The organism is Kosmotoga arenicorallina S304 (assembly GCF_001636545.1).
GTDB lineage: Bacteria > Thermotogota > Thermotogae > Petrotogales > Kosmotogaceae > Kosmotoga_B > Kosmotoga_B arenicorallina.
Genome location: NZ_JFHK01000002.1, coordinates 223,410 through 237,244, shown reverse-complemented (window position 1 = coordinate 237,244; position 13,835 = coordinate 223,410). Strand labels below are relative to the sequence as shown.

Sequence of the window (13,835 nt, the reverse complement as noted above, 5' to 3'; positions counted from 1 at the left end):
TTAATTTTCTGAAAGAACTCCCGCACAACGAGGGCATGTACCCGGGTATTTCGGATTTGCGCCCGTTTCTTTTGAATACTTCCAGCAACGTTCGCACTTTTCACCTTCGGCTTTGACCACTTTAACCTTACTCACATCTCCATCAAAACCATCATCTGCTCTGCCGAAATCAACCTGAGATACGATGAAAATATCTGCTAGTTCATCTGCCTTAAAGGTGTTGATAACTTCTTTCAATTTTGGGTCTTTTAAGTCAATTATGACTTTAGCATCCAGGGAATTCCCTATTTCTTTGTTGGTTCTGGCTATTTCCAGGGCCTTTAGGACATCTTCCCTGAGGCTTATTACACAATCCCATCTCTTTTCCAGTTCAGGCTTTATGTATTCTTCTTTAAATTCTGGCCATTTTTCGGCCTGAATTGTTGAATAAGCTCTAACTGAGTCCGGTAAAAAGCCGTACACTTCTTCCATTGTAAAGGTAAGAATAGGAGCCAAAACCTTTGCCAGTGAGATAAGGATTTCAAAGAGAACGGTTTGGGCTGAGCGTCTTTTCAGCGATTTTTTGCCTTCAACATATAATCGGTCTTTTATTATATCAAGATAAAAAGCGCTCATATCAGTTACTATGAATTTCATAACTGCCATATGAACCTTGTAAAATTCGTAATTTTCGTAGTGAAGTGTCACACTTTTTATTAGCTGGTGCAGCTTCATCAAAGCCCAACGATCAAGCTCAAGCATCTCTTCATATGGAATGGCATCTTCGGGGTGAAAATCCGATAGATTTCCAAGGAGATATCTAAGAGTATTTCTGATTTTTCTGTAATTTTCAATTTGCTGTTTGATGATGTTCATGGATATCCGAATATCTTCCTGATAGTTCGAACTCGCCACCCACAGACGAAGTATCTCAGCACCATATTTTTCGTTGATTTCCTGTGGGTCGATGACATTTCCGAGAGATTTGGACATCTTACGCCCATTCTCATCGTTGATAAAACCATGAGTGATAACGGTTTTGAAAGGGGCAATTTCTTCAGCGGCTACTGAAAGAAGCAATGAAGATTGGAACCATCCGCGGTGCTGGTCGCTTCCTTCAATATAGACATCTGACGGGAAACGCAGCTCTTCTCTGTTTTTAACAACAGCTTCAAAAGAGGCTCCCGAGTCTATCCATACATCAAGTATATCTTCCAGCTTTTTCAAATTTTTGGAACCGCATTTGGGGCAATTGTAACCTTCGGGTAGAAGCCTTTCAACATCATAATGGAACCAGACATCTGTGCCTTTCTCTTCAACAATAGAGGCAAAATGATCGATAAGATTGCTTTTCAAAATAACCTCGCCGCAATCAGCGCATTTAAAAGCGGGTATGGGAATACCCCAGGAACGCTGTCTGGAAATACACCAGTCGGGTCTGTCCTGAACCATGGCGGTTATCCGGTTTTCTCCCCATGCGGGATGCCAATCGGTCTTCTTGATTTCATTAAGAGCCTTTTCTCTGAGGTTATTGGCGTCAATGTCAACAAACCATTGTTCGGTAGCTCTGAATATAATGGGTTTTTTACATCGCCAGCAATGAGGGTAAGAATGCTTTATCCTTCCTTCTGCAAGAAGATGGCCTGAGTTTTTCAGGTCTTCAACAATAACTGGATTGGCTTTAAACACATGAAGACCCTGGTATTTTCCGGCTTGAGCAGTGAATGTTCCGTCATCGTTTACGGGCGACAGTACGGGGAGGTTATATCTAAGGCCAGTCTGGTAGTCATCTTCACCGTGTCCCGGTGCTGTATGAACGCAACCTGTTCCGGCATCCAATTCTACATAATCAGCAAGTACAATCAGCGATTCTCTGTGCATAAATGGATGCAGGGCTTTCCTTCCTTCATACTCGTTACCTTTTCGGGTTGCAGTTATATGATAGTCATCGATTCCGAATTCTTTCATGGTGTTTTCGACGAGTTCTTTTGCTATCAAATACCTTTCTCCGTTGACCTCAACTTCGCAATAATCAAAATCGGGGTTAAGGGCTATGGCAACATTTGCCGGCAAAGTCCAGGGAGTGGTTGTCCAGATAATATAAAATAACCCAGGATCAACTGTATCCCTGAACTTAACATAGACTGAATAGGATTCATGGTCATGATATTCAACCTCAGCTTCTGCGAGAGCCGTTTCACAATGAGTACACCAATATATGGGTTTTAACTTCCTGTAAATCTGGTTCTGCTTTACCAGCTTTGATAAAATTTTGAGCACACTGGCTTCATACTTCGGGTCGAAGGTTAAATAAGGATTGTACCAGTCGCCTCTAACCCCAAGCCTTTTGAATTGATCGCGTTGTATCTTGTAGTATTTCGTAGCGTATTTGCGGCACAATTTCCTTATCTCTGGTTTTGGAAGCTCTTTTGATTTTGGTCCCAATTCTGAAGTGACCTTCTGTTCAATGGGCAGACCATGAGTATCCCAACCAGGAATATAAGGAGCGTCAAACCCCCTTAATGTCTTGTACTTTATGATAAAGTCTTTGAGGATTTTGTTAAGGGCGGTGCCTACGTGTATATTTCCATTGGCATAGGGTGGTCCGTCGTGCAACACAAAGAGCGGGGCACCTTTTCTTTGCTCCCTTATATATTCATACAATCCTATCTTATCCCACTCCTTAAGCTGCATCGGTTCCTTATTCACCAGATTTGCCTTCATCTTGAAACCAGTCTGTGGAAGATTCAGAGTATCTTTATAATCCATCAAAACACCTCCAGCATCTTTTAACTTCTATTCATCACTTTAGTAGTTCCTTCACAGTTTCTTTTAGTTCATTTAGATCAGAAGACTTGACAATATATGCGTCAGCTGCCCACGACGATAGATCCTGTTTATAATGCGAATAAGCTGTGAGCAGTATGATCTTCAGTTCAGGGTATTCTTTTCTTAACAGACCCGCCAGTTCCAATCCGTTCATATCGGGCATTTCAATGTCGATAGTTGCAAGGTCTATCACGTTCTCCTTGAGTATTTCGATGGCATTTTTCCCAGAAGCGGTACTTATGGTTTCAAAGCCTTCATCTGAAAATTCTTCCTCGAGAAGAAGTCTCATGTTTTCTTCATCTTCAACGATGAGAATGCGCTTGGACAATTCATTCACCTCCAGAGGGGAGTATTACCCTGAATATGGTTCCTTTGTCGAAATTACTTTCAGCTTCTATATGTCCTTTGTGTTCCTCAACAATACTTTTGCATATAAAAAGACCTAGTCCTGTACCATAGGACTTAGTTGTAAAAAATGGTTCAAAAACTCTTTTTAATATTGCCGATGGAATAACCTTGCCTTTGTTTATAACTTCAATCAGAATATTATTATCTTCTTTTCTTATTACAATACGAACAGCCTCAGATTTTTTAGAGGCTTCTATGGCATTTTGAACTAAGTTTATTATAACCTGTTTAATGCGGTTTTTGTTGCCGAAAAAACTCGCTTTTTTATCCCCTTCAAGAGTAAGATCAATCCCTTTTTCAAGGGCGTATGTCCTGTATTCGTCCACCACTTCCTTACAGAGAGAATATGCAAAAATCGTTTTGAATTTGGATTCTGGACTGCTTCTGGAATATTCAAGGACTTCAGAGACTATTTTTTCAAGCCTTTTCATCTCTTCCAGAATGATGTCGGAGTACTTTTTTACTTTCTCCTCTGTCGGGTCTTTTTTAAGTCTGTTGACAAAGCCCGAAATTACGCTAATTGGATTGCGGATTTCATGCGCTATTTTAGCTGATACCTCTCCCAGGGTTGATAGCTTTTCCTTTATTTTGAGTTCCTCTTCCAGTCTATATCTTTCTGTTACGTCGTTTATGGACAGGATTACTCCGGTGATCTTCGCCTGTTCAAAAAGGGGAAGGATACGAATATCCAGTATTACATCCCCCAGAAAGGGGAGTCGCCTTCCCGTAAGGAAAAGGGTCTCGCCGCTCATGGCGACTTCCTCAATTAGAGGAAAAAATGGGAAAAAGATTTCCTGCAAGGATTTTATATTGTGATTAACAAGTGCATCTTTCGGAATTTTCAGAAGATGTTCGGCGCTTCTGTTCACTTCGGTAATATTCAATTCTCTATCCAAAACAACTATTGCTGTTTCCAGTGACTGGAGTATGTTTTCCAGAAAGGTTTTATAATAGTTCGAAAGCTCCTTTTCATCTTCCAGAGATTTGGTAATCTGCAAGAGGTCATTGTAATTTTTGGCGAGTTCAAGGCTCAAACCAGCACTGTCCGCAAGGAGTTCCAGGATTTCAAAAGTTGTTGAGAAACTCTTATCCTGAGAAGAATCTTTCTCGACCACAAGGACTCCTTCCACACCCTGTTGACCGGATACAGGTACAATGACAAATTCCTTTCCGCCAATTAGTGATTTCAGCTGATAGAGTTCCTCTCTTCTTATATCCAAAACCCCGGGCGTAACGTGGATAGTTTTTTTTCGCAAAACAACTCTTTCGAGAAGCTTGTTCCCGGAATATGAAATCCCTTTCACGTCATCCAGCCTCTTCAAGCAATCCAGCTCTTTTGAAGATACCTCCATTAAAAACTGATGCAGGTCATTATATCCCGTAGTAAATCCCCTAAAGTTTTTTGCACATTCGTCCGAAAGAGAATAAAGAGGCTTTAAAAAAAGACTATCTTTGTCGCGTTCAAGAAATAAGGCACGGCTAAAATTCAACCCTTCTTCGATAACGATACCTAAAAGCAAAGTTTTGATGATCCTTGTCCGTGAAAAAGTCGCGCGCATTGCTTGACTGATTTTATGCAAGGCATTGAGCCTCCTTAGCTGTAACCTTTGAAGCTCAATGTATTCCTGATTTTCTCTTTGAAGTTCTTTCAATCTTTCAAGTTCGCCTTCAAGCCTTTCTTTGAGACGAATTCTACTCAACGAAACTGCCAAACGATGCGAAAGATCATGAAGAAGCTCTAAATCGTTCTCATCAAGATGTTTGTGTATCCTGAATTCAAGGGGGTTTTCTTTTCTATCAGCGGCAATAAAGATTCCTTCAAGACCTTCGCTGGAGTACAGAGGTGTGGCAATGAAAGATTTCGCTTCACTTTCGCCGAAAAGTGCTGTTGCCAGTTCGGGCTCATGTGAAGAAAGAAAAAGCTCTTTTTCAAGAAGTTTTTCGGCAATTTGTCTGTCGAAATGCTCAACACAAAAATACCCATCTTTATTTACTGCTTTTAGAAGTTTAAAGGAAGACCCTCGATTCCTATATATGGCAAGAAGATTTACCCTTAAAAGTTCAATAGCTGTGCTCAGCCCCTTTTCAAAGAGTTCTTCTTCTTCCTGGCTTCTCTCACAGATATCCGTCAGCCCTTTTGAGATTTCCAGCTGCCTGGCCGCTTCATAACCTTCGGATAACCTTATGAGCAGCTCTATCAGGAAAGAAAGCCTCTTCGTATCAGGAAGAGTTCCAACCTTAAATTCGGCTTTAAAGGCCAGAGCGCCAAGAAAAGTTTTGCCTCTGATAAGCGGAAGTAGCGCCAATCTGGTCTTTCTGAGAAAAACACCCTGCCTTACAGGAAATTCGGATATTTTTAGCCTTGAATTCTGAAAATTCGCAGTATCTTTCAGGTGTATCTGCCGATCAGGAATTCCCTTTGAAGATTTGTATTCTCTTAAACGTTTTCGATATTTCTCAAAGAGAAAGAGCGAACAATGAGTCTTCACTTCTTCACATATTTTTTTAAACTCAACATCGAGTTCCTTTGATAATTCATTTATTAAATCCAGGATATTATTCATCATCTGAGAATCCCCCCATATAATCACTGAGCGTGTCGATTATTCTTGGCACATGGGTGCCTTTCCAGTAGATACGCCCACACCCCATGCAGCGAAGGAATTCCTCCTGTGTGAAAAAGACATAATCAGGAACATCGTTTTTAACACTTTCGGGGGATGCTCTTTCAAGTTCGGCATTACAGTGGGAACATCTGCTGAAAGGCTTCACCATCACGGAAACCAGTTTGAACCTTTGAAATACCGCTCTCAACTGGGATTTCCAATAATTGGATTTCAACAAAAAACTTCTGCAGCCTTTTTTTATTGCAATTGAATGGAATTCCCTATCGCGAGTCAGCAAAATTCTCTCTTCTGAGAGGAGTATTTCAAGAAGCCTTTTCTCATCAGCGTCGTTGAAATACAGTGTATCAAAGCCCAGTAATCGAAGCTTTTTTGAAAGCTTTCCAAGCATCCTATCAGCCAGAAATTTCACACAACCACCTTCATGAAGTAGAGGTACACACCGGCGTATTTTCGGGTATCGATTATTTTGAGCTTTGAATCCAACGTGTGCCTTTCAATCACCTTTTCGCTTCTCTCAGGTGCTTCAACGACAACCACTCCACCTTTTATTACAGAATCATATTTGATAAGGCTTTTCAGCAGCTCTTCCAGATATCCCTTTTCAAAGGGAGGGTCTGCGAAAACTATATCGTAGCTTATGCCTTTAGCCTGAAAGTGAGGGATTGCTCTCCTGAAATCTCTGCAATATACCTCAGTGTCACCTGGTGTGATCTTCAGAAGTTCAAGATTTTTCTTTATAGTTCCACAGGCTAATCTAGAACTATCAACAAAGATGGCTTTTTGTGCCCCCCTGCTCAAAGCTTCAATTCCCATAATCCCGCTACCCGCGAACAGATCGAGAAAAACCTTGCCCGCAACATCTATAATATCGAAAAGGGCTTTTCGCGTCATTTGTGGAGTGTATCTCGTGACCACCCTTGGTGTGGTCTCTATTTTTCTTCCTTTGTATATTCCTCCTGTTATGCTAAGCATCAGCCCACCTCTATCAGGGAGATCTTTTCGCCGAATCGCTCACGGATTTCTTCTTTTATGAGGGGATGATCCTTCAATTCAGGGTCGGCATTAATCAACTCAAAGGCATCCTCACGCGCATGAAATAGAAGTTTGCTGTCGCGAATTATATCTGCAACCTTGAAATCAGGAAGCCCATGCTGCCTTGTGCCCATAAATTCACCAGGCCCTCTTAACCTGAGGTCAATTTCAGCCACTTTGAAACCGTCGTTGGTTGATGCGAATTTTCTAAGTCTATCAGCGGCTTCGCTGGATACACCGCGGTTCAAAACAAGTATACAATAGGATTTTAGTGCACTTCGTCCAACTCTGCCACGCAATTGATGAAGTTGAGCGAGTCCAAATCTTTCAGGATGTTCGATGACCATAACGGTAGCTGTCGGGATATCGATACCGACTTCTATTACCGATGTTGATACGAGTATCATGGTTTCTTTTTTCTTGAAACGCTGCATTATTTCTGTCTTTTCCTGATCACTCATCTTTCCATGAAGCAATTCAACGCCCAAATCAGGAAATACTTCTTTGCTGAGGAATTCCGCTGCTTCTGTTGCAGCCTTCAAATCCATCACTTCAGATTCCTCAATCAGTGGATATATGAAAAAACATTGATGACCGAGGGCAACTTCTTCACGCACAAAGGCATATAGTTCTGAAAGCCTGTTTTCGGTAATTATCATTGTTCTAACGGGGGTTCTTCCTGGGGGCATTTCGCGGATAGTGGATACATCTAAATCTCCATAAGCTGTAAGAGCAAGGGTTCGTGGAATTGGTGTTGCGGTCATCACGAGCGTATCAACCAATGCTCCTTTGGTCATGAGCGCCTCTCTTTGTTTTACGCCGAATCTATGTTGCTCGTCAACGATCACAAGGCCCAGATTCTTGAAATTGACATTTTCTTGAATCAACGCATGAGTCCCTAAAATCACATCGATTTCCCCAAGTGCGAGTTGCCTTTTAACCTGTTCTTGCTCGCTTTTTTTCATAGATCCCACTAAGAGGCCAACTTTTACACCAACATGTGCCAGTTCTCTTTTCAATTTCTCATATTGCTGGATCGCGAGAACCGATGTTGGAACCATCATCGCACTTTGATAACCTGCTTCAAAATTATCTATGATTGCGAGTTCCGCAACAAAAGTTTTTCCTGATCCCACATCACCCTGCAGCATTCTGTTCATGGGAGATGAAGCTTTTAGATCATTCCTTATTTCTTCAAAGGCTTTTAACTGATCATTCGTTGGCTTAAAGGACTGGCTTTCGATGAAGCGTTTTGAGAGGTCGCCAACAATTTTCTTGCTTATTCCAAGATCCTTATTCTTCAATTTCGCTTTGTTGTATAGAAGGGCAACCTCAAAGAGAAACAGCTCTTCGTAAGAAAGACGTTCACGTGCTTTGTTAGATTCATAAAGGCTCTTTGGAAAATGCACTGCCAGCATTGCATGTTTTCTGGAAAGCAGACTTCGCTTCTCGAGTATTGATTGAGGGATGAACTCCCGGAAGGTTGCCAGGACGGAAATGTTTTTGCGAATAATGCGCCTCATTATTCTCTGGGTTAATCCGCTGGTTAAGCTATAAACGGGAAGTATTTCTCTTTTCGGCTCTCCGGTAATTTCCTCTATTTCAGGTGTATTGATTTCATATGGACCGAAGCTGTTTTTCTTTGGAATGCCCGTGATCAGATATTTTGATCCCTTTTTCAAATACCTTGTGATATATTCCTGATTGAACCATTTCAGCAGTATCTGTCCAAAGCCATCTGAAACAACAGCAGTAACGATAACATAGTCTTTAACACGCTTTATGGAATAATTCAAAAGCTCTGCCATTATTGTAACTTTTTCATCCGGACGTAATGAAGATAAGGGAATAATCTTTCTTCTATCTTCGTAATCTCTCGGCAGCCACCAGAGAAGCTCTTTTATCTTTTCAATTCCAAATTTATGCAGAAGCTTTGCACGGTTTTCCCCGACACCTTTTGCGAATTTCACGCTGGACTCTGGATTTATCGTGTTTTGCTTCAAAGCCTCGATTTCTTCATTCGGGGTAAGCAGGAAAACATTCCGCATTTTGTCGATCATCTTAAAACCATTTTCAGCTCGTTTCCGTTGCCTTTGATGTGGCAATTTTTGGAATACAGAGTAATAGCGGAGGAATTGAACGAGATAATTTCTCAAATCCGGGAAGCACTTGAATTCTTCAGTGTCGATGTAGCGAGCGAACCTGTTCAGCTCATCAAAAAGAGCTGAAGAAGTAATTCTGTTTTCAAGAAAGCCTTTAAGTTGTTCCTCGCAAATGTCAAGGAACTCTTCAAAAAGCATCTCAACCTCCAAAATATAATCATATCAAGCATATCAAGTTATTCACTGTATACTTCCCTGATTCCGTTTTTGACAATCTCCACATACCATTTTGAACCATCCTTATATGTCCTGATAAAATAACCATTCAAATTAATGGTCACGGCTTCTTTATACTCCTTTGAAAAATCCAGCAGCTTCAATGCAGAATCAACTGTGATTAGCTTTTTTGCGCTTTCAAGCCTTAAACGCACAATTGCGCTCGACTCTTTTACCAGGCTTAAGGAATAAGCGCTCATCAAGGCGAGGAAGATCAACATAAGTAATGAAATTCCAAATACTGTCGAATTACCCTTCTTCCTTAGGCACATAACCAATATAGGGAAGGTTACGGTAGAATTCATCGTAATCCAGCCCGTAACCAATCACGAATTTATCATCGATCTTTTGGCCCACGAAATCAATATCGACGCCATGCTCGTGAATGGTCTTTTCAAGCAAGGAAACCAGTTTTACGTCTGCGGGTTGCTGCTTCCAGATGTAGTTAATGATATATCTGAGCGTGTTTCCGGTGTCAACGATATCTTCGACAAGCAGCACATATTTACCCGTTAATGATTCGTCCACCCAGGTCTTGACACGCACTTTTCCGGTTGTTGTCATTCCAGAGTAGCTCGAAACGTGTACGAAATTATACCTTATTTTCAGATCCAGCTCTTTAAGCAAATCGCTGTAAAAGTGAACAGAGCCCTTTAAAATACACACTGCCGTTATCTCGTCGGTCAGGGGAGCATAATACGCTGATATTTCCTTTGCAAGCCTTTTGACTGTTTTTTCTATTTCCTCCTTTGAGAAGAGAACCTTCAATTTGGAAGGCTCTATATCCATGTTTTCACCTCCGATTTAATGTATTATAACACCCTTTTACCGGTCCTTTAAGGGCAAAATCAGCTTTCAATCGACCACGTGAAATTTTTAATTCAGTCTTCACTCCAATTCGGGATAAGGCATGTTATTATACAGGGACGAATTTCGGAGGAGGAAAGATGAATATAAACGTAAATGTACTGAGATATTTTGTTGATCCCTCATCAATGGATCTCCCTATTAATCCTGTAACCCTTTTTGGAAAAGATAAAGATGTTTTTCTGGAAGTCGGCTTTGGAAATGGTGAGTTCCTTGTCGAAATGGCAGAGCGGAACCCCGAAAAGGCTTTTATTGGTCTTGAACTGTCTTTAATCTCGCTGGTGAAAGTGCAAAAGCAGCTTGATAAAAAACAGCTCGAAAATGTCAGGGTTATCCTGGTCGACGCTCGCTTTGGAACAAGAGAACTGTTTTGCGAGGACAGCTTTTCGGGCTTTTACATGAACTTTCCGTGTCCATGGCCCAAGAAAAGCCATGCCCGCAAAAGGCTGAATGACAGGAATTTTCTAAGTTCAATTGCAACTATACTGAGAAAGGATGCCTTTTTTCAGCTGTATACAGATGATGAGAACTTCGCAACAGATTTCATGAGAAGCGCAGAAGCGACGGGCTGTTTCAAAGCAATTGAACTCACAAAAAATCCAAATACAGGAGTCAACACACGCTATGAGCAAAAATGGAAGAGGGAAAACCGTGACATATTCAGGGTTCGCGGAAAGAAAATCTCAACTCCAGGCATAGAAAGGCTTTGTGGAGGTGATGAAATGCCTCATCGTTTGGTCGAGGGAGAAATAAGCGAAGAAGCTTTGAAAGAGGCGATAAACAAGCACTTCAAGAAGAACAACGTAGTGTATATCTACAAAGATATATATCAGGATATGTTTAATAAAAGATACCTTGTGGAAACCATTGCTGTGGATGGCGATTTTGAACAGAAATTTTATATCGAAATAAAGAAAAAGCCTGGCAAAAGGGCCTGGATTGTCAGGCTGAACGGGCATGGTCTTCCATTCAGAACCAGGGCAGTAAAAGAAGCCGTTTTCAATCTGGCTGAGATACTCGAAAAGGGGGATTAAAATGAAGATTGCCATTGTTGGAGCTGGAAGCTGGGGAACAGCAATGTCTAAAGTGCTTGCCAACAGTGGTCATGAAGTTCTTCTCTGGGTTCGCGAAAACGATTTATTGGATCAATTGAAGGAGTCAAAGAGAAGTTATTACATAGATATAATTCTTCCTGAGGGTATTCTTTTTACCGGTGACATCCAAGAAGCCATTAGCTTTTCAAATCTAATCTTTAATGCCGTCCCGGTGCAATTCATACGAAGGATTTTTGAAGGGCTGGACCTTCGTGGCAAAACTGTTGTGAACCTCTCTAAGGGGATAGAGTTGTCTTCATTAAAAAGACCTTCAGAACTCTTTAAGGAGTTTGGCGCTTTTCGTTGCGTAACACTTTCAGGTCCAAGTTATGCCGATGAAGTTGCAAGGGAAGTTCCAACAACGGTTGTATCAGCTGCTGAAAGGATTGAAGATGCCAGATTTGTGAGGGATATTTTTAAAACAGGATATTTCAGAGTTTACAGCAATAACGATCAGGTGGGCGTAGAAGTCTCGGGAGCCCTAAAGAATGTCATTGCGATAGCAGCAGGAATTATTGATGGCATGGGAGGATGGTACAACACCAAGGCTTCCCTGATAACCAGGGCGATAGTGGAGTTCATAAGGCTGGGGAACTGTCTCGGGGCGAAGCCGGAAACTTTTGGCGGACTCGCTGGCATTGGAGATCTAATAGTCACCTGCACCGGTAAGTACAGCAGGAACAGAGCTGTTGGCGAAGAACTGGCAAAAGGAAAGGATATAAATGAAATCCTCAGCAAGAGAAAAACCGTAGCAGAAGGTGTACCCACAAGCAAAGCTGTCCACGAACTGGCGAAAGTTTTTAACATTGAACTTCCCATATCGAGTGAGGTATATAAGGTAATCTTTGAAGGCAAAAGTCCCTGGCAAGCTGTCGAAGAGCTCATGTCAAGAAGCCAGAAAGATGAAATCAACTGGCTGCAAAATCGGTAGAAACAGTGTTGTTTATTTTAGCTACCAATCCCTTGATGTATTTGTTGTCTTTCAGGATGCTTTTGCTTATCTGTTTCACCGAATGAATAACGGTGGAATGTTTCTTGCCGACAATCTCTGCTATTTCCTGCACGCTTTTGCCATATTCTTGCTTTAGCATGTAAATGAAAAGCTGCCGCGCTTTTACAACATTCTTCGTCCTTGAAGTTCCCTTTATTTCTTCCCGGGAAACGCCCAGAACTTTTTCAATGGCTTTGAGCAACCTATCAACATCGGTAAGGGGTTTTACCCCGGTAATATCTGTCTGGAAAGAGCTTATAATTTGCCTGGTAAAGGACAAATCAATTTTTTCTTTATACATACTGCTCTGAACAATCAGTTTTATTATCGCACCCCGCAACCGCCTTAAATTGCCATCGATCCTGTGAGCGAGCTCCATTGCGACATCATCGGCTAAATTGATTGATTCCCTTCTTGCAAGGCGCTTTGCGATTTCGTATCTGGTTTCAAGGGAAGGTGGCAGGATTTCCATGACCATGCCCATTTGAAAGCGCGAAACTAGACGGTCTGGGAAACCGTTGAGCTCGTCAGGTGTTCTGTCAGAACAAATTACGATCTGCTTCCCGGCGTCGTGGAGTTCGTTAAAAGTGTGAAACAGCTCACGTTGGGTTCCTTCTTTGCCAATGAGAAATTGAACATCGTCTATAAGAAGCACGTCAGCTTTCTTCCGATATTGATATCTGAAATCCCTGATTGACCCACTTTTTATGGCATCTATCATGTCATTCATAAACTGTTCGCTGGTTATGTACAAGACCTTTTTTTCTGGAAACAGTTCCAGCACCCTGTGCGCTATTGCTTGCAACAAATGTGTTTTACCGAGCCCGACACCACCGAAGATAAAAAAGGGATTGAATTTGCCAGGTTTTCTGCATATTTCCTGAGATATCTCAAACAAAGCCCTGTTCTCTGTGCCAACGACAAAGTTTTCAAAGGTATATTCGGGATTCAGCTCGGATAAGATAAGGGGTTTCTTTTTTACAAGGGGGCCTTTATATTCATCTGATTCGAAAACCTCTTTTGAAGGGGATTCGTAAACGATTTCAAAATCAAGATCCTTACCAAGGGCTTCATGAATAGCACGATGGATAACCTTTCCATATCTCGACTGAAGCCAGTCTTTTACGAAAAGGTTCCCCACCTGAAATATAACCTTGTCCCCCGTAATTTCCTTGATCTCTAAAGTCGTAAACCAGTTGTCCCAGGTTTTCCTTGAGAGCTTTTTTTCGAGTATTCTAATAATCCTATGCGACACAGTAACCTCCGAAGAATAGTAACCCTGAAGCACCGCAACAGGAAAAGTAAAGAGCAAAGAAGTTGAAGCTAAAATAATAATACCAGATTTTACATTCAATAAAAATGGGGAATTTTTGTGTTCCACTATAAAAAGGGGTAGTCATAACGACCACCCCCGAATATTTAGGTAAAATTTCGGAAACTATTCTACTTTAATTGCTTGAACAGGACAGGAATCAGCTGCGTCCTGGGCGCATGTGGCCTCTGTTTCAGAGACAATTACTTCGGCTTTTCCTTCATCATTCATCTTGAACACTTCTGCACAGATTCCTTCACAAACTCCACAACCGATGCAAGCATCTTTGTCAACGTAAACCTTCATCACTACACCTCC

At 41.5% G+C, this 13,835-nt stretch carries 12 protein-coding genes; 2 read left to right on the top strand and 10 right to left on the bottom strand.

The annotated features are described in order from the left end of the window. The 8 genes from ileS to hpt are packed head-to-tail and all read right to left on the bottom strand — an operon-like array spanning position 1 to position 10,042. A complete protein-coding gene (ileS, locus tag AT15_RS01400) occupies positions 1-2,748 on the bottom strand; it encodes an isoleucine--tRNA ligase (protein ID WP_068345591.1) in 2,748 nt (915 codons plus the stop codon). 34 nt (positions 2,749-2,782) lie between these two features. Beyond that, positions 2,783-3,136: a response regulator gene (locus tag AT15_RS01395; RefSeq protein WP_084251380.1), complete on the bottom strand. Its 354-nt coding sequence runs from the start codon at positions 3,134-3,136 to the stop codon at positions 2,783-2,785. Position 3,137: 1 nt separating this feature from the next. After that, positions 3,138-5,783 carry a sensor histidine kinase gene (locus AT15_RS01390; RefSeq protein WP_068345589.1) on the bottom strand — a complete coding sequence of 882 codons (2,646 nt, stop codon included), beginning with the start codon at positions 5,781-5,783 and terminating at the stop codon, positions 3,138-3,140. After that, positions 5,773-6,252 (bottom strand): Mut7-C RNAse domain-containing protein, encoded by a 480-nt coding sequence (locus AT15_RS01385; protein WP_068345587.1) that lies wholly within the window; start codon positions 6,250-6,252, stop codon positions 5,773-5,775. Before AT15_RS01385 ends, AT15_RS01390 begins: the two co-directional genes overlap by 11 nt. Next, a complete protein-coding gene (gene rsmD, locus AT15_RS01380) occupies positions 6,249-6,815 on the bottom strand; it encodes a 16S rRNA (guanine(966)-N(2))-methyltransferase RsmD (protein ID WP_068345585.1) in 567 nt (188 codons plus the stop codon). The genes AT15_RS01385 and rsmD overlap by 4 nt, the downstream gene beginning before the upstream one ends. Further along, positions 6,815-9,175, bottom strand: a complete 2,361-nt coding sequence (recG, locus tag AT15_RS01375; protein ID WP_068345583.1) for an ATP-dependent DNA helicase RecG — start codon at positions 9,173-9,175, stop codon at positions 6,815-6,817. The genes rsmD and recG overlap by 1 nt, the downstream gene beginning before the upstream one ends. A 38-nt stretch (positions 9,176-9,213) precedes the next feature. After that, positions 9,214-9,474, bottom strand: coding sequence for a hypothetical protein (locus AT15_RS01370; RefSeq protein ID WP_068345581.1), 261 nt, complete (start codon positions 9,472-9,474; stop codon positions 9,214-9,216). A 28-nt stretch (positions 9,475-9,502) separates the two neighbouring features. Then, positions 9,503-10,042, bottom strand: coding sequence for a hypoxanthine phosphoribosyltransferase (gene hpt / locus AT15_RS01365; protein ID WP_068345579.1), 540 nt, complete (start codon positions 10,040-10,042; stop codon positions 9,503-9,505). 158 nt (positions 10,043-10,200) lie between these two features. Here hpt and trmB point away from each other — a divergent pair, with 158 nt between their 5' ends. Continuing rightward, positions 10,201-11,154, top strand: coding sequence for a tRNA (guanosine(46)-N7)-methyltransferase TrmB (trmB, locus tag AT15_RS01360; protein ID WP_068345576.1), 954 nt, complete (start codon positions 10,201-10,203; stop codon positions 11,152-11,154). A gap of 1 nt (position 11,155) precedes the next feature. Then, positions 11,156-12,145, top strand: coding sequence for an NAD(P)H-dependent glycerol-3-phosphate dehydrogenase (locus AT15_RS01355; protein ID WP_068345574.1), 990 nt, complete (start codon positions 11,156-11,158; stop codon positions 12,143-12,145). Here AT15_RS01355 and dnaA read toward each other — a convergent pair. Next, entirely contained in the window at positions 12,123-13,460 is a 1,338-nt protein-coding gene (gene dnaA, locus AT15_RS01350; protein WP_068345748.1) for a chromosomal replication initiator protein DnaA, read from the bottom strand. The genes AT15_RS01355 and dnaA overlap by 23 nt on opposite strands. A gap of 183 nt (positions 13,461-13,643) precedes the next feature. Continuing rightward, positions 13,644-13,823, bottom strand: a complete 180-nt coding sequence (locus AT15_RS01345; protein WP_068345571.1) for a ferredoxin — start codon at positions 13,821-13,823, stop codon at positions 13,644-13,646. Positions 13,824-13,835 lie beyond the last annotated feature (12 nt).